Genomic DNA, 26672 nt, shown 5'->3' on the forward strand with positions numbered 1-26672 from the left:
TTGCAGTCTGCGGCACCTTCAACATCAGTGGTTGTGCCGAGGCGGGTTTTTTGCGATCTGGCGGAATTCCGTCGCTCCCTCCAGCACCGCCCCGTCCGACAATTGCGTAACCGAGCGGCGGTAAATCTGCTGCCACGGGGTGGCATCCGGCGGCACTGGCGGGATGCCATCGCCCTTGCGCCGTTCGATCTCGGCGTGCTCGACCAGCATGTCGCAGCGCCCGTGGTTGAAGTCGATGCGGATGATATCGCCGGTACGAAGCCAGGCGAGGCCGCCTCCGGCGGCACTTTCCGGCGAGGCGTTGAGGATCGAGGGACTGTCCGCCGTGCCCGACTGGCGGCCGTCGCCGATCGTCGGCAGGCTGCGGATGCCGCGCTTCAGGAGATGATCCGGCGGCTGCATGTTGACGACCTCAGCCGAACCCGGCCAGCCGATCGGCCCGGCGCCGCGGATGACGAGGATGGTATTCTCGTCGATGCCGAGTTCGGGATCGTTGATGCGCTTGTGATAGTCCTCGGAACCGTCGAAGACCACCGCCTTACCCTCGAAAACGCCTTCGCGTCCTGGTTCCTCAAGATAGCGCCGGCGGAAATCCTCCGAGACCACGCTCATCTTCATGATCGCGAAATCGAAGAGATTGCCCTTGAGAACGAGGAAGCCTGCCCGCTCCTTCAGCGGCTCAGCAAACGGCGTGATGACCTCGCGGTCGCGCGCTTCCTTGCCCTCTAGGTTCTCAGCCATGGTCCTGCCCGTCACGGTGCGACAGTTGCCGTCGAGCTTTCCGGCCTGCAGCAGTTCCCACATGATCGCCGGCGTGCCGCCGGCGCGATGGAAGCGCTCGCCGAGATAGGCGCCGGCCGGCTGGACATTGGCCAACAGTGGGATATCGAAGCCGTGCACCTGCCAGTCTTCGGGATAGAGTTCGACGCCGGCGTGCTTCGCCATCGCAGCCAGATGCGGCTGCGCGTTGGTCGAGCCGCCGATCGCCGAATTGGTGCGGATCGCATTCAGGAAAGCCTCCCGCGTCAGTATATCCGACGGCTTCAGATCCTCGAACACGATTTCGACGGCGCGTCGCCCGGTGCGGTAGGCCATCTGGCCGCGCTCGCGGTAAGCGGCCGGAATGGCGCCACAGCCGGTCAGCGAAAGGCCGAGCGCCTCGGCCAGCGCATTCATCGTCGAAGCGGTGCCCATCGTATTGCAGTGGCCGACGGAAGGCGCAGAATCGAGCGCCGCCTGCAGGAATTCCTCCCGATCGATCTCACCCGCCGCATATTTCCGCCGCATCCGCCAGATCACCGTGCCGGAGCCCGCCAGCTCCCCCTCGTGCCAGCCGTCGAGCATCGGGCCGCCGGAGAGCACGATCGCCGGGATATCCACCGTCGAAGCCGCCATGATCGCCGAAGGCGTGGTCTTGTCGCAGCCGGTGGTCAGCACGACACCGTCGAGCGGATAGCCGTAGAGGATTTCGACGAGGCCGAGATAGGCGAGATTGCGGTCGAGTGCGGCCGTCGGCCGCTTGCAATTCTCGAAGATCGGATGTGTCGGAAACTCGATCGGAATACCGCCGGCATCGCGAATGCCATCGCGCACGCGCTTGGCAAGCTCGACATGCACCCTGTTGCAGGGCGTAAGATCGCTGCCGCTCTGCGCGATCCCGATGATCGGCTTGCCCGAGCGCAGCTCTTCCGGCGTAATGCCGTAGTTCATGAAGCGCTCGAGATAGAGCGCTGCCATATCGATATGGTCGGGATTGTCGAACCAGTCCTGCGAACGCAGGCGCCGCTTCGGCGAATGGCTGTCCGTCACTTCTTTCCTCCCGACCGGGCATTCTTCTCTTCGAGGTGGAGGAGCAGGCCGCTGTGATCCTTTTCGCCATTGCCATTGGCGACAAATTCGCTGAATTCGGCATGCACCACCGCAGTCAGCGGCAGCGTCAACGACAGTGTCTTGGCCGTCTCCATGGCTGCGTTCAGATCCTTCAATTGGTTGCTGGACGAACCGCCTGGGGTAAATTGCCGCTCGACCATACGCTTGCCATGCAGTTCGAGGATACGGCTCTCGGCAAAGCCGCCGCGAATGGCGTCCCGGAAGGCCGCCTGCGAGCCGCCGCCCGCTTCAATCAGCATCATCGCTTCGGCGACGGCGCCGATCGTCACCGCGACGATCTGCTGGTTGGCAAGCTTGGCAAGCTGGCCGGCCCCGCTGGGACCGACGCGGGTCACGCGCCCCATCGGCGCAAAGACATCGGCAAGCCCGTCGACCACGTCCTTGTCGCCGCCCGCCATGATCGCAAGCGTACCCGCTTCTGCGCCGACGACGCCGCCTGATACCGGCGCATCGACGTGATGGATGTCGCGGTCGGCAAGCCTCGCCGAATGGTCGCGGGCGAAATGCGGGGCGATCGAACTCATGTCGATGACGGTTGTGCCAGGCGCCATCGCATCGGCCGCTCCGCGGTCGAATAACACGTCCTTCACCGCCTCGGCGTTGGTCAGCATGGTGATGACGACGTCGGCGCCTGAAACGGCATCCGCCGGTGTTTTCGCGCAGACCGCGCCGTCTCCCGCAAGCGGTTCGGCCTTGCTGGGATCGCGATTCCAGACGGTGACGGCAAAGCCCGCACCAAGCAGCCGGCGAGCCATCGGCGCCCCCATCAGGCCGGTGCCGAGAAAGGCGATCCGCCTGCCGTCATGACCTTCTCTCGAACTCGTCATTCAGTCCTCCCAACTGTTGTCCGTCTTTGATAGTCCCCTCGCCCATCGTTGCAAACCGTTTTGACGGACGTAACGCATTTTTGTCACATGCCCTGAAAACGATACGGGCGAGAACCGAAGTTCCCGCCCGATTTACTCGACAAAGGAAGGTTGAATTCCGTTTATTCCGCCGCGAGCCGGATGACCTCCGCCTCTTCTTCCTTGTGTTCGTCCGGCTTGTGCTGGATGAGCGGACGGTTGCCCGTCAGCCGCCGCAGCAGCACATAGAACACCGGCGTCATGAAGATGCCGAAGAAGGTCACGCCGATCATGCCCGAGAAGACCGCGACACCCATGGCCGCGCGCATTTCCGCGCCGGCGCCGGTGGAGACGACGAGCGGCACGACGCCCATGATGAAGGCGAGCGAGGTCATGAGGATCGGGCGAAGGCGAAGGCGGCTGGCCTCGATCGCGGCCTCCCGCGGCGTTCTCCCCTCGAACTCCAGTTCGCGGGCGAATTCCACGATAAGGATCGCGTTCTTCGCCGATAGACCGACAAGCACCACGAGACCGATCTGGGTGAAGATGTTGTTGTCTCCACCGGTGAGCCAGACGCCGGTCAGCGCGGCCAGCACGCCCATCGGCACGATCATGATGATCGCAAGCGGCAGCGTCAGGCTTTCATACTGGGCGGCCAGCACCAGGAAGACGAGCAGCAGTGCCAGGGGGAAGACGACGATGCTCGAATTGCCGGCCAGGATCTGCTGATAGGTCAGATCCGTCCATTCGAAGTCGATACCCGCAGGCAGGGTCTCGTGAAGAATCTTCTCGATTGCCGCCTGCGCCTGACCCGACGAGAAGCCCGGTGCCGGACCGCCGTTGATATCGGCGGCAAGGAAGCCGTTGTAGCGGTTCGCGCGTTCCGGACCGGTGCTCGGTTCCACCTTCAAGAGGGCCGAAAGCGGGATCATCTCACCCGATGCCGACCGGACCTTCAACTGGCCGATATCTTCCGGCTGGGCGCGGAATTTCGCATCGGCCTGCACACGGACGCTGTAGGTGCGGCCGAAGGCGTTGAAGTCGTTCACATAGAGCGAACCGAGATAGATCTGCAGCGTCTGGAAGACGTCGGTGACGGAAACTCCGAGCTGCTCGGCCTTGGCACGGTCGAGATCGGCGTAGAGCTGCGGAACGTTGATCTGGAAGCTGGAGAACAGCCCGGCGAGCTCAGGCGTCTGGTAGGCCTTTGCAAGCACGGCCTTGGTCGCCTCGTCGAGCGCCTGGTTGCCGAGGCCGGCGCGATCCTCGATCTGCAGCTTGAAACCGCCCGTCGTGCCGAGACCATTGACCGGCGGCGGCGGGAACATGGCGATGAAGGCATCCTGGATGACTGCGAATTTCTGGTTCAGCGCCATGGCGATTGCGCCGCCCGCGAGATTAGGCGTCTTGCGCTCTTCGAAGTCCTTCAGCGTCACGAAGACGATGCCGGCATTCGAGGAGTTGGTGAAGCCGTTGATCGACAGGCCCGGGAAGGCGATGGCATTGGCAACGCCCGGCTGCGCCAGCGCGATGTCGGTCATGCGCTTGATGACGTCTTCCGTGCGGTCCAAGCTTGCGGCATCCGGCAACTGCGCAAAGCCGATCAGATACTGCTTGTCCTGCGACGGCACGAAGCCGCCGGGGACCGTGCTGAACAGACTGTAGGTCGCACCGACCAGCGCCAGATAGATCACCATAACGATGCTCTTGCGCGACAACAGCCCGCCAACGCCCTTGCCGTAGGCATTCGAGCTCGCTCCGAAGACACGGTTGAAGCCGCGGAAGAACCAGCCGAAGATGGCGTCCATGAACCGCGTCAGCCAGTCCTTCGGCTGATCATGGCTCTTCAGGAGAAGGGCTGCCAGCGCCGGAGACAGCGTGAGCGAGTTGAAAGCCGAGATGACGGTCGAAATCGCGATCGTCAGCGCGAACTGGCGGTAGAACTGACCCGACAGACCGGAGATGAAGGCAAGCGGCACGAAGACCGCGACGAGCACCAGCGCGATCGCGACGATCGGACCGGAGACTTCCCTCATCGCCTTGTAGGTGGCAGCCCGCGGCGACAGGCCTTCCTCGATATTGCGCTCGACGTTTTCGACCACCACGATCGCGTCGTCGACGACGATACCGATCGCAAGCACCAGTCCGAACAGACTGAGCGCGTTGATCGAGAAGCCGAAGACATACATCACCGCGAAAGTGCCGATGATCGAAACAGGAACGGCGATCAGCGGGATGATCGAGGCGCGCCAAGTCTGCAGGAAAAGGATGACGACGAGGACGACGAGCGCGATGGCTTCGAGCAGCGTGTCGATGACCTTCTCGATCGACGCCCGCACGAATTTCGTCGTATCGTAGACGATCTCGTATTTGACGCCCTCAGGCATGGCGAGCTGCAGCTGATCCATGGTCGCGTTCACATTGTCCGCGATCTCGATCGCGTTCGAACCCGGCGCCTGAAGAACGGCGACGGCGACGGCCGGCTTGCCGTCGAGCAGCGAACGCAGCGTGTAGTCCGCAGCACCGAGCTCGATGCGGGCGACATCGCGAAGGCGGGTGATCTCGCCATTGGCGCCCGTCTTGACGATGATGTTGCCGAACTCCTCGGGCGTGCGCAGGCGGCCCTGGGCATTGACGTTGAGCTGCAGGTCCACACCGGGCTGGCTCGGCGATGCGCCGATGATACCGGCGGCGGCCTGGATGTTCTGGGAACTGATCGCGCTGCTGATGTCGCTGGCGGCAAGATTGTGCTCGGCGGCTTTCTGCGGGTCGATCCAGACACGCATGGAATAGTCGCCGGCGCCGAAGACCTGCACCTGACCGACGCCTGCGATGCGGGCGAGCCGATCCTTGACGTTCAGGGTCGCGTAATTGCGAAGATAGGTGATGTCGTGATTATCCCCGTCGGAGACGAGGTTGACGACCATGATGAAGTTGGGTGAGCTCTTGACCGTCGTGATGCCGAGCGAACGGACTTCCGCCGGCAGGCGCGGTTCGGCCTGTGAAACGCGGTTCTGTACGAGCTGCTGCGCCTTGTCGGGGTCGGTGCCGAGCTTGAAGGTAACGGTGACGTTGAGCACGCCGTCCGATGTCGCCTGGCTGGCCATATAGAGCATGCCTTCGACGCCGTTGATCTGCTCTTCGAGCGGCGTCGCCACCGTTTCGGCGATGACGCTTGGGTTGGCGCCGGGATAGGTAGCGCGCACGACGATCGACGGCGGCACGACCTCCGGATATTCGGAAATCGGCAGCGCGCGCAGGCCGATCAGGCCGGCAACCAGGATGAGGACCGAAAGAACGCCGGCAAAGACCGGGCGGTCGACAAAGAATCTGGAGATGTTCATATCAAAGCCCTCTCCGGGGTGAACATGGATGCAAAGTCCCTCTCCGGCGGTTTGGGAGCCGCCGGCGGGTCGTATCATTTCGAGTATTGGCCCTCCCTCTCAGGGGAGGGCGAAAGTCTTTACTGCGCTGTCGCGACCTTCTCTTCCATCTGAGGCGCGACGACCGCGCCTGGACGGATGCGCTGCAGACCGTTGACGACGATCTTCTCGCCGACGTTCAGGCCGCCTTCGACCACCCGCTGACCGTCAGCCACTGTGCCGAGCTGGACCTGCCGATAGGCGACCTTGTTCTCGCCATCGACGACGAAGACGAACTTCTTGTCCTGGTCGGTGCCGACGGCGCGGTCACTGATGACGATCTTGTTCTCGGCCTTCGGCTGGCCCATGCGCACCCGCACGAACTGGCCGGGGATGAGACGCCCGCCCGGATTATCGAAGACGGCGCGAACGCCGATCGTGCCGCTGGCGGCATCGACCTCGTTGTCGATCAGTTGCAGCTTGCCCTTGATCGGCGTGCCGCTGTCGGTCAGCGTGCCGACCTCGACCGGGATCTGCTCGACGGCAGGCAGGGCGCTGTCCGTCTGCGGAAGCTGGGCGAGCGCCCGCGTCACCATCTCTTCGCTGGCATTGAAGCTCGCATAGATCGGATCGACCGAAACGAGCGTCGTCAGCGCCGGCGAGGCCGACCCGGCCGCAACAAGGTTACCGGCGGTCACCTCGATCTTGCCGATGCGGCCGGACACTGGAGCCCGCACCTCGGTGTAATCGAGATCGAGCTGAGCCGACTGCAGTGCGGCCTGCGCCGAACGCAGCCCCGCCTGAGCCTCGGCCAGCGTACTCTGGCGCTGATCGAGATCGCTCTGGGAGATGGTGCGGTTGTCGGAAAGCCTGCGGCCGCGATCGAGTTCGGTCTGCGCCAGGCTGACCTTGGCTTCAGCCGAAGCGACCTGGCCTTGCGCCTGCGCCACGCTCGCCTGGTAGGGAGCCGGGTCGATGGTGAAGAGCAGGTCGCCCTGCTTGACCAGCGCCCCTTCGCGGAACGCCACCGAAAGGATGGCGCCGGCGACACGGGAACGCACCTGCACCCGGTCGACTGCTTCGAGACGGCCGGAGAAACTTTCCCAGGCCGTCACGTCGCGCGCCGCGACGACGGCAACCGTCACCGGCACAGCGGGAGCCTGCGCGGGGGCGGAAGCAGCCGTGGCGGTCGTGCTCATCGGCAATTCGAAAAACAATGCAGCGCCGGCAATGGACGCAACAAGGCCTATGCCGGCGCCCATCAGGGCCCAGCGCTTACTTCTGGACGTCATTATTACTCTCCTTGCGGCTCTAAGCCGCCGAAATATCAGGTCTTCTTCAATGCAATTGCGGTTGGACGCTTACCTCCCGAAGGAAGCTTCCGAAATGGCGGCTGACGTTTTCCTGCCAGTCGGGCGCTCCGTCGGATTTCCCACCATAAATCGAGGGCCAGCCCGTCCCGGCGGGAAGGACATGCTGGCGCACACCGACGCCGGCCTGTTTCAGGCGGACACCGTAACCAATTGTCTCGTCGTGCAGAGGATCGTCCTCCGCGGTGAATATCAGCGCCGGCGCGACGCCTGAAATACGCGAACAGAGGCAAGGCGCCGCATAAGGGTGGCAACCACCGCCGCTCAGATAGTGGCTCCAACCTTCCGTCCAGCGCTGGCGCATGCCGATGGCTTCAGCCTTGCGGATCGAGGAGGTACCCATGAAGGGATCGAGCAGCGGCGAAATCAGGACCTGGCCGTCGAGTGCGTCCGGCATCTGGTCGCGCGCCTTCAGCGCCACGCCGGCGGCGACATTGCCGCCCGCCTCTTCGCCCGCAACGAAGAGCAGCGACTTGCGGTCGCCGAGACCGGCGCGTTTGTTGGCGAGATAAGTGAAGACGGAGAAGGAGACTTCCAGCGCTTGCGGGAATATGTTGCCGGACAGGTTGCTGTAATCGGCGGCGACGACGATGGCGCCGGCCTTGGCGAGACTCATCGCCACTGGCCGGTCGACGTTTTTGTCGCTATCCAGAAACGCGCCGCCATGCAGGTAAAGTACGATCGGCGGACCCTTGCCGTAATCGGCGCCCTGGTAGATACGTGCGGAAACGGGGCCGATGGCCACCTTATCCAGCATCATATCTTTCCATTCCACCGTCATGCTTCCGGTCTCTTCTGTGTCGGCGACGTGCAGACAACGTCTGTCGCTTGCATTTTGTACAAAAAAGATATTGTTATTCCAACCAGGGAATAAGAAGCTATAACGCGATAACACTGTTCCAGATCTCGAACAATGGTGCAACGCAAACTGCGGATTTGAAACCGATGGATCAGCTCTCGGCAATGCGCGTCTTCATTCGCGTCGTGGAGACGGGCAATTTCACCCGCGCCGCCGACATGCTCGCCATGCCCAAGGCGACGGTGACCAATCTCATCCAAGGCCTGGAAGCGCATCTGCGCACCAAGCTTTTGAATCGGACCACGCGCCGGGTCATGGTGACCACGGACGGCGCGCTTTATTACGAACGCGCCGCCCAGATCATTTCGGAACTGGAGGAACTCGATGGCAGCCTTTCCAACTCGCAGAGCTTGCCGAGCGGACGGCTGCGTGTCGAGATGGCTGGCGCTTTCGCCGATTGGATCGTCGTTCCAGCACTTTGCGATTTCTATCAGCGTTATCCCGATATCCGTATCGACCTCGGTGTCGGCGACCGCACGGTCGATTATCTTGCAGAAAATGTCGATTGCGCGCTGCGGGCCGGCACGCCGGCCGACCAGTCGTTGATTGCGCGGCGCGTCTCCGAAGTCGAGATGATCACCTGTGCTTCGCCGAGCTACATCCAGAAATTCGGCATGCCCAAGCGGCCGGAGGATCTGGAGGCGGATCATTACACCGTCAACTATTTCCGCGCCCAGAACAACCGGACGCTGCCCTTCGAATTCCGCCGGCACAACGAGGTGATCGAGACCAGTCCGCGCTACATCGCCTCGGTCAACGATAGCCGCACCTATCTGACGGCGGCGCTGACGGGCCTCGGCATCGCGCAGGTGCCGATCTTCATGGCGCGCGAGCCGATGGCAAGGGGCGAACTCGTCCGCGTGCTGCCGGACTGGCGCCGCGATCCGCTGCCGCTCTATGTCGTCTATCCGCCGAACCGCCACCTCAGCAACAAGGTCCGCGTCTTCGTCGACTGGCTGGTGAAACTTCTGGTCGAGGCGAGACTGAACGACGTCTGAGCGCCAAGACAAATACGGCCCGGAAGGCAGGGAAAACCTTCGACGGGCCGCAATCTACAACTTTGAACATCAGGTCGGTCGCACCGTGGAAAGGGCGCGGCAGGCTTTGGAGGTCGGAAGAGAGCGGCAGGGAATTCCACTCTCTCGCGATAAAACAGATATACGCACTCTCCGCAGGATTGTAAGGAAAACTTCCGCAATCACGTTCAAATAATTGCGATGACAGCTTGGCGCTCATGTTCCCGCGTCAGCGGCGGGCCGGATTTCAATTCCCGACGGCCGGCTTCAGCAAGTCCTCGAGGCCGATGCGACGGAACAATTCTGCCCGGACACGGTCGGCGACGCCGTTGACGATCTCCGCGCCGTCCTCGGATGGATCGATATGGACGCGGAACGGTCTCGTACCGAATGGCTTGCCGACGACATCGACGATGGCGACGGCTACCGCGCCGGCATCGGCGTCGGCGGGTTCGAGTGCTGCCAGGCCCTGCAGCGTCTGTTCCGGCACGCCCTTATAGGGTCCTTCATTGTATTCGGCGGCGCGGGCCGTATCGGCGGGCGAGCCGGAATGGGCGAAATGGTTGGTGCCCTTGGTGAAGGCGCCAGGCACGATGATCGAGGTCTCGATGCCCCAGCGGGTAAGCTCGCCGGCATAGGAGACGGCAAGTGAATCCATCGCCGCCTTGGCGGCGAAATAGGGCGAGAGGTAGGGAGGCGTACCGCCGCGGCTGCTCGACGACGATACCCAGACCACCAGGCCCTTGCCCTGCTTGCGCAGATAGGGGAGTGCCGCGCGGTTGACGCGCTGGGTGGAGAGCACGTTGATGTCGAAGAGTTCGGCGAACTGTTCCGGCGTGAAGGCTTCGGCCGGGCCGAAGGACATATGGCCGGCATTGTGGATGATGACATCGAGGCGACCCGCATCGGCGATGATCCTGGCGATACCTGATACAACCGACGCGTCGGAGGCGACATCGAGTTCGACCGAGCGCAGATCGACATTGTTCTCCTTGGTGAATTCAGCCGCATCGGCGACGGCGGCAGCGTTGCGGCCTTCCGTGGCGCGCATGCCGGCATAGACGGTGTGGCCGGCCTTAGCGAGAGCGCGGGCGGTAAGCGCGCCGAAACCACTGGAAGCGCCTGTTATGACGATGACGTGCTTGCTCATGATCCTATTCCTTCTGGGCTCGATTGGGGTTGCTTGAAGTGAAAACTTTGAGCTGCGGCAGCCTGGAGACCGCCGCCGGTCTTTCTTCAGATCACGCCGCCATTGGCGCGCAGCGTCTGGCCGTTGATCCAGCCACCATCAGGGCCGGCGAGGAAGGCAACCGCAGATGCGATGTCTTCCGGTGTGCCGAGACGCTCCAGCGGGTTCATCTTCGCCATGCGGGCGACGAGTTCGTCCGACTTGCCGTTGAGGAAGAGGTCTGTGGCGACGGGACCGGGCGCGATGGCGTTTACGGTGATGCCCCGACCGCGCATCTCCTTGGCCATGATCGCCGTCAGCGTTTCGACCGCAGCCTTGGTAGCGGCGTAGACGCCGTAGGTTTCGAGCTTCAGGCCGACGACGGATGTCGAGAAGTTGACGACCCGGCCGCCGTCGCGCAGACGCTTGGCTGCCTCGCGCAACGTATTGAAGGTGCCCTTCAGATTGACGCTGATCTGGCGATCGAAATTGGCGTCATCGGCCTCGGCAAGCGAAGAGAGCATCATGATGCCGGCATTGTTGACGAGAACGTCGACGCCGCCGAAAGCGGTCTCCGCTGCATCGAACATGCGGCGAACGGCTTCCGCATCGCTGACATCGGCCTTCGCCGTCAGCGCCTTGCCGCCGGCCTGCTCGATCTTCTTTGCCAGTTCCTCGGCCGGAGCGGCATTGCCGGAGTAATTGATGACGACGGTGAAACCGTCCTTGGCGAGGCGCTCGGCGACTGCTGCGCCGATACCGCGGGAAGCGCCGGTCACCAGTGCGACCTTGTTTTCGTTGCTGGCCATTTTCGTTCTCCTTCAGGGATGCGCCACAGCGCGTTTTCGATGAGGAGAAGATGCCGCTTTTCCAACGGCGGATAATCAGGCATTATTCGACATCACCATCCGGGAATCACGAACAAATAAGATGGACAGATTCGATGCCATGCGGGTCTTTTCCCGCGTCGTGGAGCGCCGCAGCTTTACCCTTGCGGCCGAAGACACCGGCCTGCCGCGCTCGACCGTCACCGATGCGGTGAAGCAGCTGGAAGCCCGCCTCGGCGTGCGCCTGCTCCAGCGCACGACCCGCCATGTCAGCCCGACGCTTGACGGCGAAGCCTATTATCAGCGCTGCCTGTCGATCCTTGCCGATATCGAGGATGCCGAAGGCGCCTTTGCCGGCGCCAAGCCGAAGGGTATGCTGCGCGTCGACGTGCACGGCACACTTGCCCGCCATTTCGTATTGCCGAGCCTGCCGTCCTTCCTGGAAACCTATCCTGACATCGAGTTCTACATGAGCGAGGGCGACCGGCTGGTCGATCTGGTGCGCGAAGGCATCGATTGCGTGCTGCGCGTCGGCACGCCTATGGATAGCGACATGGTCGCCCGGCGCGTCGCCATGCTCGACGAGGTGACACTCGCCTCCCCGGCCTATATCGCCCGTCATGGCCTGCCGCAGCATCCCGACCGGCTTGACGGCCATCGCATGGTCGGCTTCCGCTCCAGCGGCACCGGCAGTCTGCTGCCACTCGAATTCATCGTCGACGGCGCCGTGCACAACATCACCGTTCCGGCCACCGTCGCGGTCAATGCCGCCGAAAGCTATATTTCAGCGGCAAGGCTCGGCCTCGGCATCATCCAGATCCCGCGCTATCACGCTGAAAACGACCTTGCCGAGGGCACGCTGGTCCATGTGCTGCCGGATTTTCCGCTGACCCAGACACCGGTGTCCCTGCTCTATCCCCGTAACCGCCAGCTTTCGCCGCGCGTGCGCGTCTTCATCGACTGGCTGGTGAAGGTCTTTGCTCGACAAAATTCCGAAAACGCGCTTCACTAAATTGCGCCTTGCTAATATGAGCACCCTCGGAGAACGGCCATGGCACTCAACGATATCACCGTCTACCAGACGGAAGACGGCTTCGTGGTCGAACTCGGCGGCGAAGGCGAAGACAGCATTGCCGTGACACTGCGAAGCACGCCTGAATTGACGTCGGAAAACGCCGTCTTGCGGGCCAAGGCCCTGCTTGCCGCAGCAATCGAACCGGCCCATGGCGACGGCGCGCGCAACAAGGATCCCGCTTTGCTCGAAGAAGAGCTGGAGGAGGGTCTGGAAGATTCCTTCCCGGCGAGTGACCCGGTCTCGGTCACCTCATCTTCGATCCCGATGCGCGATCCGAATGCCGGTCGCTAATGTCTGTGAACCAAAAACATGAAGCGGTTTCGGGATGACGGCGTGCGCGCTGAATGTTATCTGCGTCTGATATGACCGATGGTGGAACGATATCAGGTGCGATTGGCACCGGCACGCTCACCGGCGAAAGCCTCAGGAAGTTTTTCGAGCGCGATGCGATCGCCGTCTCTCGCGACCTGCTCGGCTGCCATCTGAGCGTAGATGGCGTCGGCGGACGCATCACCGAGACCGAAGCCTATTTCCCCGATGACGAGGCTTCGCACAGCTTCCGCGGCCCGACCAAGCGCAACGGCGCCATGTACGGCAAGCCGGGCAACGTCTATATCTACCGCATCTACGGCATGTACTGGTGCCTGAATTTCGTCTGCCATCCGGGCTCGGCTGCACTCATCCGCGCCCTGGAGCCGGAAACGGGAATTCCTCAGATGATGGAGCGGCGCGGCACCGATATGCTGACGTCGCTCTGCAGCGGTCCCGGCAAGCTCTGCCAGGCGCTTGGCATCGATATTGCGATCAATGACAGGCTGCTCGATCGCCCGCCCTATGCGATCGCGCCGTCGGCACCCGTGCCGATCGTCTCGGGAAAACGCATCGGCATCACGAAAAATGCCGAAGCACCATGGCGCTTCGGCATTCAGGGGTCGCGTTATCTCAGCAAGCCGTTTCGCTAAAGCAATTCCAGGAAAAGTGCGAAGCGGTTTTCCGTCCGGAATTGCGGCAACGCCTACCGCATAGTGTTACAGCGTCCTTTTGCTGTAAAGTTCATTCCATCACCGCGCTGTGGTCGACGGCGGGTGCTGCCTTCGGCTTGCGCAGCAGCAGCACCAGCGGAATGACCGCAAGCGACATCAGCATCAGCAGCTTGAAATCGTCCATATAGGCGATGATCGTCGCTTGCAGCGTGATGATCTCGTTGAGCGAGGCGCGGCCGGCCGCCGTCACCGGGCTGAGCCCCTGCGCAGCCACCGCATTGAAGGCGTGGTTGAACGGCGTCACATAGGCCGCGATCGATTCATGATTGCTCTGCGTGTTCTCGACGATCAGCGCCGAGACGATCGAGATGCCGACCGCCGAGCCGATGTTTCGCGACAGGTTGTAGAGACCGGTGCCGTCGCCGCGCATATGGGCGGGCAGCGTGGAAAAAGCGATTGTCGTCAGCGGCACGAACAGAAAGCCGAGGCCGGCGCCCTGAATGAAGCCGACCGAGATGATCGTCCATTGCGAGACGTCGGGTGTCCAGCCGGTCATGTCGTACATCGCCCATGCGGTGAGCCCCAAGCCGAGCGCCAGCAACGCGCGCGTATCGACCTTGCCGACCAGCCGACCGACGATGAACATGCAGAGCATGGTGCCGAGCCCGCGCGGCCCCATGACGACGCCGGCGGTGATGACGGGATAGCCCATCAGCGTCTGCAGATAGGGCGTCATCAGCGCCAGTGAGGCGAGATAGGTAATGCCGACCACGAAGATGAAGATCATGCTGATCGAGAAGTTCTGGTCGAGGAACAGCTTCGGGTTCACGAAGGATTTCTCCGCCGTCAGCGTATGCACGATCAGCAGATAGAAGGCTGAGGCGCAGATCAACGCCTCGAGCATGATCTCACCGGAAGAGAACCAGTCGAGCTGTTCGCCGCGGTCGAGGAAGAGCTGAAGCGCGGCGATGCCGAGGCTCATCATCCCGAAGCCGAACCAGTCAAGTTTGGCGAGCAGATCCCTCTTGGTCTCGGTGACGAAGACGACAATGCCCATGAAGGCCAGCGCGCCGATCGGCACGTTGATATAAAACACCCAGCGCCAGCTGATATTGTCGGTCAGCCAGCCGCCGATGACAGGCCCAAGCACCGGCCCGACCATGACCGAGACGCCGAAAAGGGCCATGGCCGAGCCGCGCTCCTCGACCGTATAGATGTCGAGGAGGATGCCCTGGGAAAGCGGCACCAGCGATGCCCCGAACAGGCCTTGCAGCAGGCGGAATGCGACGATCTGGTTCAGCGATTGCGCCAGGCCGCAGAGAACGGAGGCCGCTACGAAGCCGGCGATGGCGACGAGCAGCACGCGTTTGCGACCGAACTTGGCGGCAAGGAAGCCCGACGGCGGCGTCATAATTGCCGCCGCGACGATATAGGAAGTCAGCACCCAGTTGATCTGGTCGGCAGACGCCGACACGCTGCCCTGGATATAGGGCAGCGCCACGTTGGCGATCGTCGTGTCCAGCGCCTGCATGATGACGGCGAGAATGACGCAGGCCGTGATCGCACCGCGATTGGCAATCGGCGTCGCCGGAGAAGCGAGAGCGTTACTCATGATCCTTGCCCTGAGGCCGGCCCAGAAGCTTGTTGACGAAATCAGGCAGGCCGCGGGCATGACCGGTCTCGACATCGACCACCGTGCTCATGCCGACGCGCAACGGCGGCTTGCCGTCGGTGTCCTCGATGCTGACGCGCATCGGAATGCGCTGGACGACCTTCACCCAGTTGCCCGTGGTGTTCTGCGCCGGCAGCAGCGAGAAGCTGGAGCCGGAGGCCGGGCTGATGCTCTCGACCTTGCCCTTCCATGTCACGCCGGGATAGGTGTCGACATAGATCTCGGCCGTCTGGCCGGGCTTGACATAGGTAAGCTCGGTTTCCTTCGGGCTGGCGGCAATCCACAGACGGTTGGTGGCAACAAGCGAGAAGGCCTGCTGCGAAGCCTGCAGGTAGGAGCCCACCTGCAGCGCGTTGACATTGGTGACGATGCCGTCGAACGGCGCCTTGACGACACTGTGGTCGAGTTCGCGCTGGGCACTGTCGACATTCGACTTGGCCTGCAGGTAGAGCGGGTTTTCCTCGGCCGGCTGGTCGGCATTGCCGCCGAGCTGGGCGAGTGTCGTTGCGGCTTCCGCCTTGGCGACTGCAACCTTCTGCTGCGCGGCTTCCAGATTGTGCTTGGCTTCGTCATAGGCCGACTGCGTCGCGCTGCCGTTGTTGACGAGGTTCTGCTGCCGGTCAAACTGATTCTGATAATAGGGCAGGTCGGCTTGCGCCTGCGTGATCTCGGCAAGCGACTGCTGATAGCTGGCCTTGAGATTCATGATCTGGTTGCGCTGCGCGCCGAGCTGCGCCTTGGCGCCATCGAGCGCAATCTTGAAAGAATCCGACCGCAGGCTGAAGAGCACCTGTCCCGCCTTGACCGCCTCGTTCTCATGCACATTGATCTGGTCGACGATACCCGAGACATCGGTGGTAAGCCCGACCATGTCGGCCTGGATATAGGCGTTGTCCGTCGACATCACCTGGCCGCCATTGACGTAATAATAACCGCCAACGACGAGCGCCACCGGCAGCAAGGCAAACAGGATCGGCCGCGTGAGACTGCGCCGGCGGCGGACCTTGTTGCCGCCAGGCGCAGCCACGGCGGCAGCCGGCGCTGAATTGGATGAAGGCGCTTCGGCTACCGTTTCCTGCTGTTTCGCTTCGTTGTCTTCGACAGGAGTTTTGGTCTTGGCATTGGCGTCGGCAACGACGCGGAGGGGGGATTGATCAGCCATCGTTCGTCTCATTCTCGTCAACCGGGCTCCGGCATGCCTGAACCAGGTTCGTCTTCATTACGGATAGGATGTGGAAAAGCTGCTCGCGCTGCTCGGCTGAGATGCCTTGCAGCGCTTCCGCGCGGGTGGTGTCGCCGAGCTCGCGCATTTCGGCAAGCAGCGGGTGCGCCTCGTCGCGCATATAAAGCAACCAGATACGCCGGTCGGTCGGGTGCTGGCGGCGCTCGATCAGCCCGCGTTCGGCGAGCTTGTCGAGAATGCGCACCAGCGTGATCGGCTCGACTTCGAGGATTTCGGCAAGGCCGCCCTGATGGATGCCTTCATTATTCGAGAGATAGGCAAGCGTCTGCCATTGCGACCGGGTCAGCCCAAGGCACTTCGCCCGCTGCTCGAACCGCTTGCGCAGCAGCCGTGCGACGTCATGGAGAAGGAAACCGAGGGTCGGAGTGGCGTTCATGAAAACCTGTGACCGTTATTTATAAGCATCCTTATAATATCGGTAGATATATTGAGCATGCGCGCTGCACAAGGGCATGGACGGCAGATTCGGCAATGGCGGCTAAAATGCCGCAGACCGGACCGGGTCAAGCGTATCCTGCAGTTTCTCGTTTCGCCGTTTACAAAGCGCCGGACGGTAGCCGCAGCCCAGCTCCGCCCTAATTCTGCGGCAGGAACAGCCTCCGCCGGAGGCGCGCGTGGGGAGCTCGATGGCGTTCTTCGAAAGCATGCTGACGCTGCTGCTGGTGGCGATCGTCTTTCTGCAATTCTCCAGGAAGTTCCGGATCCCCTATCCGACAATGCTGGCGATCGCGGGCATCATCGTCGCGGCCGTGCCCTGGGCGCCCGAGGTCGCGATCGATCCCGAGCTTGCGCTGGCACTGCTGATTGCGCCCGTACTTTTCGACGCCGCCTATGATTTGCCGCCGAGGACATTGAGACGCAACTGGCTGCCGCTGTTCTCGCTCGCCGCTATCGCCGTGATCTTGACGGCCGCAGCCGTCGCCACCGTCAGCGTGACGATAGCCGGCCTACCGCTTGCCGCAGCCGTCGCACTCGGCGCCATCGTCGCGCCGCCGGATGCCGCGGCTGCCACCGCCATGCTCGACCGCTTCACCCTGCCGCGCCAGACCTATGTGATCCTGAAGGGTGAAAGCCTCCTGAACGACGCCGTCGCGCTGCTGATCTTCAGCGCCGCGGTGGCAGCCGCTGCAAGCCCCACCTTCTTCGCCGGCGCCCTGGCCGAGCTGGCGCTCGCCGTACCTGGTGGCCTTATCCTCGGTTATCTTCTGGGCCGTCTCTACATGGTCGTCGGCCTGAGGCTCGCCGGCACGCTCGGCGGCACGCTGCTTGAATTCGTCGCCACTTTCGGTACGTGGATCATCGCCGAGCGGCTGCACCTTTCGGCAATTCTGGCGATCGTCGTCTATGCGATGGTGATCGCCCGCTACATGCCCGAGCGGCAAACGGCCCGTCACCGCATTCATTCCTATTCGGTCTGGGAAGCCGCGGTCTTTCTGCTCAACGTGCTCGCTTTCCTGCTGATGGGCCTGCAGGCCCGCCAGATCGTCCTCGACCTCGATCCCGGCCGCCTGAATTTCGCGATCACCTTCGCCGCCATGGTCTTCGTCACCGTCATCGTCGTCCGCCTGGCCTGGGTGCTCTTCTATAACCGGGTCATCAACTTTCTCGCCGCGCGCGGACGCACGAAACAAGCCGTTCCGACTTTCGCGACCAGCCTGCTTGCCGGCTGGTGCGGCATGCGCGGCCTCGTTACGCTGGCGACCGCGCTTGCTTTGCCGATCGATTTTCCCGATCGCGACATCATCCTGCTTAGCGCGCTCGCCGTCGTCCTTGGCACGCTCATCGTCCAGGGCCTGACGCTCGGGCCGTTGATCCGTTTCCTGAAATTCGACCCGGACACTTCCCTGGACCGCGACCTCGCCAGAGCCCGCGTCACGTTGATCGATGCGGCCCTTGCCGAACTCGCCGGCGGCGAGGACAAATCCACCCGCATCCTGCGCGACGTCTACACCTCCGAGCGCGAAATCGCAGCTGACGGGAAACACCCGCGCGAGGTCAGCAGGCTCGACAAGCAGCGCCGCAACGTCATCGTCGCGAAACGCCGCAGATTGGCAGCGATGCGCCGCGCCGACGAGATCGACGATGATGTCTTTCACATGCTGGAACAGGAGCTCGACTGGGCCGAACTCGCCGCCCTGCCACCCGGCAGAGACGAGATCGTCGAGAGCTGATTGCCCTCTGTGACGTTTTGATGGATTCCGGAATCGTTACCAATTGGCATTTGCAATTTTTCGCCGCTGCCGTTTATAGTCCAATTCCATAGGGTTACGATTTTTCTGATCGGCATTGCCTGCCGGCCCTCCTTTCCAAGGGATGGGATGCCGGAGAAATTACGGGGCCAGAGGCCTTCGTTCAAAGCAGCAAGACATGAATAGCAGCACTTCATCTTAGGTTTGGCGGCAGGGAAATCGACCGTCGAGATTGGGGGACCGGTATGACTTACGCGCTTCGACAGATGGTGGTGCTTGGCTGTATCGCCGCATTCATGCCCCTCCCCGCGCTAGCCCAGAGCGCCCCGCCGGCGCCACCCGTCACGGTCGCCAAGCCGGTCGTTCGCGATGTCGTCGACAGCGACGAATTTATCGGCCGGTTCGAGCCAGTCGATGAAGTCTCCGTTCGCTCGCGCGTCGGTGGTTACCTGCAGGAAATCCATTTCCAGGACGGCGCATTGGTCAAGCAGGGCGACTTGCTCTTCGTCATCGACCAACGGCCATTCGTTACCGCGCTCAATCAGGCAAAGGCGACACTCGAATCGGCGCAATCCGCCCTGGTCTTTGCCGATGCGCAATACAAGCGCACGCAATCGCTTGCTTCGAGCGGTAGCCAGTCGGCGCAGACGCTGGATGATCGCCGCCGCGAATTTGATTCGGCCGAGGCCAATGTCCGCGGCGCACAGGCCGCAGCCGACCGCGCCTCTCTCGACATGGAATATACCGAGATCAAAGCGCCGCTCAGCGGCCGCATCGACCGTCGACTGATCTCGGCCGGCAACCTCGTGCAGACCGACCAGACTGTACTGACGACGATCGTTTCGCTCGATCCGATCGATTTCTATTTCGACGTCGATGAACGCCGATTGCTGAATTTTGCCGACACGGCGCGCAAACTGGGCAAGGATCTCCAGCAGGGCGGTGGCGGACTGGATGTCTCCGTCACGATCTCGGATCCCACTGCCAAACCATTCAAGGGAAAGCTCGATTTCGCTGAGAACAGGGTCGACAATGAGAGTGGCACCATTCGTCTGCGTGCCCGCTTCCCTAACCCCGATCTCGTCCTTCAGCCCGGGCTCTTCGGTCGCATACAGGTGGAAGCCTCCAACACCTACCAGGCCATTCTCGTCCCCGACGAGGCAATCGGCTCGGACCAGAATGAGCGCGTCGTCTATGTCGTCGCCGAGGACGGCACGGTGTCGACAAAGCCCGTGAGACCCGGGCCGCGTCTCTACGGCTACCGCGTCATACGCGAGGGCCTCGACGGCACCGAGACGATCATCGTCAACGGCCTGATGCGCGCCCGGCCGGGTGCAAAGATCACGCCTCAGATGACCGAACTGCCCAAGGAGCGGCAGGACGCTCCGCCGGAAACCGCCGGTGCGGAGAACGGACAATGAGATTTGCTCATTTTTTCGTAGACCGGCCGATCTTTGCGGCCGTCATCTCGATCCTTTTTCTCGTCGTCGGCAGCATTGCCTATACGCAGCTGCCGGTATCGCAGTATCCCGAGATAGCGCCGCCGACCATCGTCGTGCGCACCTCTTATCCGGGTGCCGACCCGCAGACGATCGCCGATACCGTTTCGACGCCGCTTGAACAACAGATCAACGGCGTCGAAGACATGCTTTACATGTCATCCTACTCCAGCGCTGACGGCGCCATGTCGCTGACGATCACCTTCAAGCTCGGCACCGATCTCGACAAGGTCCAGGTGCTTGTCCAGAACCGCGTTTCCATCGCCCTTCCCCGCCTTCCCGAGGAAGTCCAGCGGCTTGGCGTCACCACCGACAAGAGCTCGCCTGATCTCATGATGGTGGTGCACCTGCTGTCGCCGTCGCACCGCTACGACCAGCTTTACGTCTCGAACTACGCTCGCAACCGCATCCGCGACGTTCTCGTGCGCCTTGACGGCGTCGGCGACGTGCAGATCTTTGGCGAGCGCCAGTATTCGATGCGAATCTGGCTGGATCCAGAAAAGCTCTCCGCCTACGGGATGACCTCCGATGACGTCGTCTCCGCGTTGAGAGACCAGAACGTCCAGGTATCAGGCGGCAAGATTGGGGCACCACCCGTCACCGGCAAGAATGCATTCGAATATACGGTGCGAACCGATGGCCGTTTCTCCGACGTGCGCGAGTTCCGATATGTCATTGTGAAATCGACGACATCGGGCCGCCTCGTGCAGTTGCAGGATGTCGCCCGGATTGAACTCGGCGCACAGGATTACGTCACCAACAGTTATCTCAACAACGATCCCGCGGTTGCTCTTGGCATCTTCGCCCGGCCGGGAACCAACGCCCTGGACACCGCCCATCAAGTCCAGACGCTCATGAAGGACATATCCCAGAGTTTCCCGCCGGGCCTGGAATATCGTATCGTCTACGACACGACCGAATTCATCTCGGACTCGATCACCGAGGTCTATCGAACCATCGCCGAAGCGGCCATCCTCGTGGCGATTGTCGTTCTCGTCTTCCTGCAATCCTGGCGAACCGCGATCATTCCCATCATTGCCATCCCGGTATCGCTGATCGGCACCTTCGCCGTCCTGCTGGCCTTCGGCTTCTCGCTCAACATGCTCACTTTGTTCGGCCTAGTGCTGGCAATCGGTATCGTCGTCGACGACGCGATCGTGGTGGTGGAAAACGTCGAGCGCAATCTGGCGCGCGGGATGACGCCGAAGCAGGCGTCCCATGTCACGATGGACGAAGTCGGAACCGCCGTCGTCGCCATCTCGCTGGTGCTGATCGCCGTGTTCGTGCCGACAGCCTTCATTCCAGGCATCTCAGGACAGTTCTACAGGCAGTTCGCGGTCACGATCTCCGTCACCACTGCAATTTCCGCATTGAATTCGCTCACACTGTCGCCCGCCCTCGCAGGCATATTGCTGAAAACCCATGACCATGAAACCAAGCGTACGAATGTCGCAGCCCGTCTAGGAAGAGGGCTGGCAGACGGCTTCAATCATGGATTCGATCGGCTGAGTTCCGGCTATTCATGGACCGTTCGGCATCTGGTCAGCAGCTGGATTGGGTTGACAGCCGCGATGGTCACCTTCGTCTGCCTGCTCGGAGCGACCTGGTACATGGGCACGAAAGTTCCCGCGGGCTTTATCCCGACCATGGACCAGGGCTACGCCATCATCGTCATTCAGCTGCCTGATGGAGCGTCGCTCGCGCGTACCGATGCCGTCGTCAAACAGGTGGGCGATATCGCCCGCACCGTGCCCGGCGTCGGCAATGCCGTGCAATTTGCCGGCTTCAGCGGGGCGACGTTCACCAATGCCTCGAATGCCGGCGTCGTCTTCGTCCCGTTCAAATCCTTTGCCGAACGTGAAGAAGGCGGAGAGAACGCCAACAAGATCATCGGCGAGCTTTACGGAAAGCTGCAAAGCATCCAGGAAGCCTTCATCATTGCCATTCCACCGCCATCCGTGCGTGGCGTCGGCAATTCCGGCGGCTTCAAGATGCAGATATCCGATCTCGAAAACGCCGATATGACCCGCGTGCTCGGCCTCGCCCGGCAGATGATGGGTGCAGCGGCAACGACCGAGGGGCTGACCGGTGTCTTTACGACATTCTCCGATGCCAGCCCGCAATACTTCCTGGCGATCGACCGCGACAAGGCACGCTTCCTGAATGTGCCGATCCCCAATATCTTCAACGCCCTTTCGATCAATCTCGGCGTCGCCTACGTCAACGATTTCAATGCGTTCGGTCGCGTCTACCAGGTTCGCGCCCAGGCCGACCGGCAATACCGCATGGACCGGGAAGACATCCTTGCCCTGAAGGTCCGCTCGGCCACCGGCGCGCTGGTTCCGCTCGGAACCTTGATGGACATCCAGGATGCCAGCGGCCCTGCCCTTGTCCAGCGCTACAACATGTATGTCTCGGTGCCGCTTCAGGGCAATCCGACTCCAGGCACGTCGACGGGCGATGCCATCGCCAAGATGGAAGCGCTGGCGGCGAAGATCCTGCCGCAGGGGACGACCTTCGAATGGACGGAACTTGCCTATCAGGAGACCCACACAGGCAACACCGCCATCTACATCTTCGCCCTGTCCGTCGTCTTCGTCTTCCTGGCGCTGGCGGCACAATATGAAAGCTGGGTTCTGCCGCTCGCGATCATTCTCATCGTCCCGCTTGCGGTGCTTGCGGCGCTGATCGGGGTCTCGCTGAGGGGAATGGACAACAATGTCCTGACTCAGATCGGTCTGATCGTCCTGATCGGCCTGGCGGCCAAGAACGCCATTCTGATCGTCGAGTTCGCCAGGCAGGCAGAAGACGAAGGAAAGTCGCCGGTGGAGGCGGCCATCGAGGCCAGCCATCTTCGCCTGCGCCCGATCCTGATGACGGCATTCGCCTTTATCTTCGGTGTTCTGCCGCTTGCGATCGCCACCGGCCCCGGCGCCGAAATGCGCCAGTCGCTCGGCACCGCCGTCTTCTCGGGCATGCTCGGCGTGACGATCTTCGGCCTGTTCCTGACGCCGGTCTTCTACGTCGTGCTGCGCGGCTGGCGCCGTAACCGGCCGGCCACTGTAGAACCAGCGAAGACAGAGCCGGTCGAGGAAGGGGTCGTCTGAGACGATCCCACCCGGCTGAGGAAACGGAAGTCAGGTCGAAAACAGATGCACCTTGCCCTGCCACAGGCGGGCGACGGTGAGTTTACCGCTGCGATAGGCGCGCGTATCGATGTTGAGCCGCCTCGGCCTTACGTCGGGTTCATCGTTCGGCGTATGACCGTGAACGACGAGTTTCGGCAACGGCACCCGGCTTTCGAGAAACCGCTGGCGGATGAGGAGCAGATCCTCGTCCGTCTGCCTGTCGAGCGGCAGTTTCGGATTGATGCCTGCATGCACGAAAATCACGCTCGGGGTCTCCAGCAGGACAGGCATCGCCCGCATGAAATCGATATGCGTCCGCGGAAGCGACTGGCGGATGAAGGCATCGAGCTTCGCGCCGGAGGGAAAGACCAGCGGTAGATGCTCCGGATCAAGGCCATAGGACTTGAGCAGCTCCGCTGACCCCATCTGCATCCAATCGTCATAGGAGATCCAGCCATCGATATAGTCGAGCATGGCGATTTCGTGATTGCCGGCAAGGCAGATGCGGTCGAATCCATCAGGCGGTGGCTCCATGAGATGGGCTATGACCTGTGACGATTCCGGGCCGCGGTCGATATAGTCGCCGAGCGTGACGATCAGCTTTCGCCCGGGCAGCCGCGCACTATCACGCAGGATCGCCGCCTCGGCTTTCACAAGCAAATCGTACCGACCGTGAATATCGCCGATCGCATAAGTTGGGATAGCGGCAATATCCAGCGTCAGGCGCGGTCTCGGCTGGCGTGCCATTTTCGAAACCTCGCTGTTGCGAGCACGAGAGTCGCTCATCATGTTTCTCGATTAAGGAAGCCCCACTTCACCCTAAGTAGAGTAAACGACAAGGCAATCAAGCTGGTAAGAAAATCCAAACCATTTGGGTTTTGTAGAAAAACCGGCCTTATCATTCGAGGACTAATCCCTCACTCCTGTATCCGTTGAGAAAAGAGTGACCGATGGGAACGGTATCGCAGTTTCATGAGAGCCTGAGGCCTCCCGCGCATCGCATCGAAAGCGAAGAGGAGGCGATATCCACGGCCCGCGACCTCGCCGCCGCATTCCGGCATCAGGCGAGCGAACGTGATATCAACCGCATCCTGCCCGTTGCCGAGCTTGATGCGCTGTCGGTATCGGGGCTGACGGCAATCACGGTTCCGCCAGACCATGAAGGGCTCGACGTGTCGAACGCCCTGCTTGCCGAAATCGTTGCAATCATCGCTGAGGGCGATGCATCGATCGGCGAAGCGCTGGAAAGTCATTTTTCCGCGCTGGAAACGCTCCGCATCCAGGCTGCCGAGGATTTGAAGGCATCGCTGTTTACCCGTGTGCTGCTCGGCGACCGCTTCGCGGGCGCCGCCTTCACCGACGGGGCCGAACTGACGGCGGAAGGCCCGGGCTACCGCCTGAGCGGGCGCACGCGACAGGCACCCGGTATTCTATTCGCTGACTGGATTGCCGCTGCCGCCACCGCTCCGCCCAGCCGCCCGGTGACGCTCTACCTCGCACGCGGTGAAGAAGGCGTGCAGGTGGTCGATGATTGGGACGGCTTCGGCCAGCGCACCAATGGATCGGCGACGGCGATCGTCGGCACGCTTCATGTCAATGCCGATGCGATTGCCTCTGCCCCCTCATCCGGATATTCGACCGGCATCTCGCTCGGCCTGCTGCTCAAGGCGGGCGTCAGTCTGGGCATCGCCCGGGCCGCATGGAGCGATCTGATGACCGCAATTGGCGATCGCAGCACGACCGTCCTTCCCCAGATCGGCGAACGCGCCATCCGCATCGAAGCAACGGCGGCAGCCTTGGAACGGGCTGGCCGCAAACTCGACATTGCCCAGGTCAATCCTGTGGAGGCCGCGATGGCGGACGCGCATTTCTCCGCCTCGGCGGCCGCGATCCTTGCCGGGGAAACGGCGCTCGACACCGCGAATGCGCTGTTCGAACTTGCAGGGGAAACATCGGCCGGCATCGGGCTCAATCTCGATCGCCATTGGCGCAATACCCGCATTCACGCGCTATCACTGCGGCGGGATAAGCTGATGCACGCCGCAGGCGAATATAGGTCGAGGCCCGGCAGCACCTAATTCAGCTGGCGGCGGAGATCGGGAATTCTTCCTTGGCGCCGTCGATGCGACCGCCGTCGGCGACGAATTGCTCGAGGGTCATATTGTCGAGAATGGCGGCGATCGCGTCCCGAACATCGGTCATCGAGCGCCGCACCTGACAGGTTTCCGGATCGGCACAGTCGTCGCAGGCCTCGTAGGCCGTACGGCTAGCGCAGCGGATCGGCGCTAAGGGCCCGTCGAGCGTGCGGATGACATGGCCGATGCGGATTTCGGTTGCCGGCCGCGACAGGGAATAGCCCCCGCCCGGCCCCTTCTTCGATCGCAGGATGCCGACATTGCGCAGTTCGAGCAGGATCGTATCGAGAAACTTCTTCGGGATATTGTTGCGGGCCGCGATGTCGTTGATGAAGGCGGTCTCACCCGGCGCCAGCCGCGCCAGGTCGACCAGCGCCTTCAGCCCGTATTTTCCCTTTTTCGTCAGCATCGTCGTCGCCTTGTAGAAATCGCAATATTTATCCTGTCAATAGCAGGCAAATAGCGTCAAAAGCGTGAACATACAACAAAATAGCTATTATTTATAGCTTGTATCGGCAACGTCCACAGGTGCGCGCGGCAGCCTTAAGAAGAACCGGCCGCCGCGCGCCTTGTCAGCCGCCTCGATTAGATCGTCTTCAGCATGCCGCCATCGACGAAATAGGTCGAGCCGATGCAATAGCTCGCACGCTCCGAACTCAGGAAGACGAAGACGTTGGCCAGCTCCTCCGGCGTGCCGAAGCGTTTGGAGGCGGCGTGCTCGTTGGCGACGCTCTGCAGGTAGCCTTCCCAGTTGCCGCCGGTTTCCGCCGTCAATTGCTTGGCGGTCTTGATCCAGTCGGGCGTCAGGATCAGGCCGGCATTGACGCAGTTGACGCGGATATTGTCCTTGATGAGCTCGGTCGAAAGCGTCTTCGAAAACATCATCAGCGCCGACTTGCTGACATTGTAGATCGGCTCGTACCAGAGTGGCTGGACCGCACAGATCGAGGCATTGTGCAGGATCACCCCGCCGCCGCGTTCCTTCATCTGCGGCGCGATGCCCCGCGCCAGCCGCACGGCGGCCATCACATGTAGGTCCCAATAGTCCTGCCACTTCTCGTCGGGCGCCTCCATCACCGTCTCGTTCGATCCGGTGCCGGCATTGTTGATGAGGATATCGGCGCCGCCTTTTCCGGCCGCCGCCGCAATGATCGCCTCGGTTCCCGCAACCGTCGCCACATCGGCCGCGACCGCGGCAGCGCTGACGCCGTACTTCTCGGCGATACGGGCGGCTTCCGCCTCAAGCCGTTCACCGCCTCGGGCTGCCAGCACGAGGTCGGCGCCTTCGGCCGCCAGCCCCTCGGCGATCGCCAGTCCGATGCCGACCGACGCACCTGTTATGACGGCGGTCTTTCCCTTCAATCCGAGATCCATGTCTTCCTCCGCAAACGGCCGGAGATTCCGGCCTGAT

Annotated in this window: 21 protein-coding genes; 8 read left to right on the forward strand and 13 right to left on the reverse strand. The window is 62.1% G+C overall.

Features of this window, described 5'->3' with window-relative positions:
- Positions 1 to 24: 24 nt before the first annotated feature.
- From A6U98_RS20255 to A6U98_RS20275, 5 genes are all read right to left on the reverse strand, one after another.
- Positions 25 to 1809, reverse strand: a complete 1785-nt coding sequence (locus tag A6U98_RS20255; protein WP_064652173.1) for an IlvD/Edd family dehydratase — start codon at positions 1807 to 1809, stop codon at positions 25 to 27.
- On the reverse strand, positions 1806 to 2717 hold the full coding sequence (locus A6U98_RS20260) for an NAD(P)-dependent oxidoreductase (protein ID WP_064652174.1): 912 nt from the start codon (positions 2715 to 2717) through the stop codon (positions 1806 to 1808). Before A6U98_RS20260 ends, A6U98_RS20255 begins: the two co-directional genes overlap by 4 nt.
- A 161-nt stretch (positions 2718 to 2878) precedes the next feature.
- Positions 2879 to 6079 carry a multidrug efflux RND transporter permease subunit gene (locus tag A6U98_RS20265; protein WP_064652175.1) on the reverse strand — a complete coding sequence of 1067 codons (3201 nt, stop codon included), beginning with the start codon at positions 6077 to 6079 and terminating at the stop codon, positions 2879 to 2881.
- Between the two features lie 119 nt (positions 6080 to 6198).
- Complete coding sequence (locus tag A6U98_RS20270) at positions 6199 to 7389, reverse strand: efflux RND transporter periplasmic adaptor subunit (protein ID WP_064652176.1); 1191 nt, start codon at positions 7387 to 7389, stop codon at positions 6199 to 6201.
- A 46-nt stretch (positions 7390 to 7435) separates the two neighbouring features.
- Positions 7436 to 8248: an alpha/beta hydrolase fold domain-containing protein gene (locus A6U98_RS20275; protein ID WP_064652177.1), complete on the reverse strand. Its 813-nt coding sequence runs from the start codon at positions 8246 to 8248 to the stop codon at positions 7436 to 7438.
- 164 nt (positions 8249 to 8412) lie between these two features.
- On the opposite strand from A6U98_RS20275, the gene A6U98_RS20280 reads away from it, so the two are divergent.
- Complete coding sequence (locus A6U98_RS20280) at positions 8413 to 9324, forward strand: LysR family transcriptional regulator (protein ID WP_064652178.1); 912 nt, start codon at positions 8413 to 8415, stop codon at positions 9322 to 9324.
- A 265-nt stretch (positions 9325 to 9589) separates the two neighbouring features.
- On the opposite strand, the gene A6U98_RS20285 is transcribed toward A6U98_RS20280, so the two are convergent.
- Together A6U98_RS20285 and A6U98_RS20290 are read right to left on the reverse strand one after the other, a co-directional pair.
- Positions 9590 to 10492 (reverse strand): SDR family oxidoreductase, encoded by a 903-nt coding sequence (locus A6U98_RS20285; RefSeq protein WP_064652179.1) that lies wholly within the window; start codon positions 10490 to 10492, stop codon positions 9590 to 9592.
- Positions 10493 to 10578: 86 nt separating this feature from the next.
- Positions 10579 to 11319 (reverse strand): SDR family oxidoreductase, encoded by a 741-nt coding sequence (locus tag A6U98_RS20290; RefSeq protein ID WP_064652180.1) that lies wholly within the window; start codon positions 11317 to 11319, stop codon positions 10579 to 10581.
- Between the two features lie 121 nt (positions 11320 to 11440).
- Between A6U98_RS20290 and A6U98_RS20295 the strand changes: the two genes are divergently transcribed.
- The 3 genes from A6U98_RS20295 to A6U98_RS20305 are packed head-to-tail and all read left to right on the forward strand — an operon-like array spanning position 11441 to position 13374.
- Positions 11441 to 12349, forward strand: coding sequence for a LysR family transcriptional regulator (locus tag A6U98_RS20295; RefSeq protein WP_064652181.1), 909 nt, complete (start codon positions 11441 to 11443; stop codon positions 12347 to 12349).
- Positions 12350 to 12388: 39 nt separating this feature from the next.
- Entirely contained in the window at positions 12389 to 12703 is a 315-nt protein-coding gene (locus tag A6U98_RS20300; protein ID WP_064652182.1) for a hypothetical protein, read from the forward strand.
- A 53-nt stretch (positions 12704 to 12756) separates the two neighbouring features.
- Entirely contained in the window at positions 12757 to 13374 is a 618-nt protein-coding gene (locus A6U98_RS20305; RefSeq protein ID WP_064652183.1) for a DNA-3-methyladenine glycosylase, read from the forward strand.
- A 91-nt stretch (positions 13375 to 13465) separates the two neighbouring features.
- Here A6U98_RS20305 and A6U98_RS20310 read toward each other — a convergent pair whose 3' ends face one another.
- The 3 genes from A6U98_RS20310 to A6U98_RS20320 are packed head-to-tail and all read right to left on the reverse strand — an operon-like array spanning position 13466 to position 16686.
- The gene (locus tag A6U98_RS20310; protein ID WP_064652184.1) at positions 13466 to 15007 is read right to left on the reverse strand and encodes a DHA2 family efflux MFS transporter permease subunit; all 1542 of its coding nucleotides are present in this window, start codon (positions 15005 to 15007) and stop codon (positions 13466 to 13468) included.
- Entirely contained in the window at positions 15000 to 16229 is a 1230-nt protein-coding gene (locus A6U98_RS20315) for an HlyD family secretion protein (RefSeq protein WP_064652185.1), read from the reverse strand. Before A6U98_RS20315 ends, A6U98_RS20310 begins: the two co-directional genes overlap by 8 nt.
- Positions 16222 to 16686 (reverse strand): MarR family transcriptional regulator, encoded by a 465-nt coding sequence (locus tag A6U98_RS20320; protein ID WP_064652186.1) that lies wholly within the window; start codon positions 16684 to 16686, stop codon positions 16222 to 16224. The genes A6U98_RS20315 and A6U98_RS20320 overlap by 8 nt, the downstream gene beginning before the upstream one ends.
- Positions 16687 to 16936: 250 nt before the next feature.
- On the opposite strand from A6U98_RS20320, the gene A6U98_RS20325 reads away from it, so the two are divergent.
- The 3 genes from A6U98_RS20325 to A6U98_RS20335 all read left to right on the forward strand — a co-directional run bounded on the left by A6U98_RS20325 (position 16937) and on the right by A6U98_RS20335 (position 23105).
- Positions 16937 to 18481, forward strand: a complete 1545-nt coding sequence (locus A6U98_RS20325; protein ID WP_064652187.1) for a cation:proton antiporter — start codon at positions 16937 to 16939, stop codon at positions 18479 to 18481.
- Positions 18482 to 18744: 263 nt separating this feature from the next.
- Positions 18745 to 19920 carry an efflux RND transporter periplasmic adaptor subunit gene (locus tag A6U98_RS20330; RefSeq protein ID WP_064652188.1) on the forward strand — a complete coding sequence of 392 codons (1176 nt, stop codon included), beginning with the start codon at positions 18745 to 18747 and terminating at the stop codon, positions 19918 to 19920.
- Positions 19917 to 23105, forward strand: coding sequence for a multidrug efflux RND transporter permease subunit (locus tag A6U98_RS20335; RefSeq protein ID WP_064652189.1), 3189 nt, complete (start codon positions 19917 to 19919; stop codon positions 23103 to 23105). Before A6U98_RS20330 ends, A6U98_RS20335 begins: the two co-directional genes overlap by 4 nt.
- Before the next feature lie 30 nt (positions 23106 to 23135).
- Here the strand turns inward: A6U98_RS20335 and A6U98_RS20340 are convergent, their stop codons facing one another.
- Positions 23136 to 23912, reverse strand: coding sequence for a metallophosphoesterase family protein (locus tag A6U98_RS20340; protein WP_184500888.1), 777 nt, complete (start codon positions 23910 to 23912; stop codon positions 23136 to 23138).
- 164 nt (positions 23913 to 24076) lie between these two features.
- Here A6U98_RS20340 and A6U98_RS20345 point away from each other — a divergent pair, with 164 nt between their 5' ends.
- Complete coding sequence (locus A6U98_RS20345; protein WP_064652190.1) at positions 24077 to 25204, forward strand: monooxygenase; 1128 nt, start codon at positions 24077 to 24079, stop codon at positions 25202 to 25204.
- Between the two features lies 1 nt (position 25205).
- Here A6U98_RS20345 and A6U98_RS20350 read toward each other — a convergent pair whose 3' ends face one another.
- A complete protein-coding gene (locus tag A6U98_RS20350) occupies positions 25206 to 25670 on the reverse strand; it encodes an Rrf2 family transcriptional regulator (protein ID WP_011653231.1) in 465 nt (154 codons plus the stop codon).
- Between the two features lie 176 nt (positions 25671 to 25846).
- Positions 25847 to 26635 (reverse strand): SDR family oxidoreductase, encoded by a 789-nt coding sequence (locus A6U98_RS20355; RefSeq protein WP_064652191.1) that lies wholly within the window; start codon positions 26633 to 26635, stop codon positions 25847 to 25849.
- Positions 26636 to 26672 lie beyond the last annotated feature (37 nt).

This window comes from Rhizobium sp. WYCCWR10014 (assembly GCF_001657485.1).
Classification (GTDB): domain Bacteria; phylum Pseudomonadota; class Alphaproteobacteria; order Rhizobiales; family Rhizobiaceae; genus Rhizobium.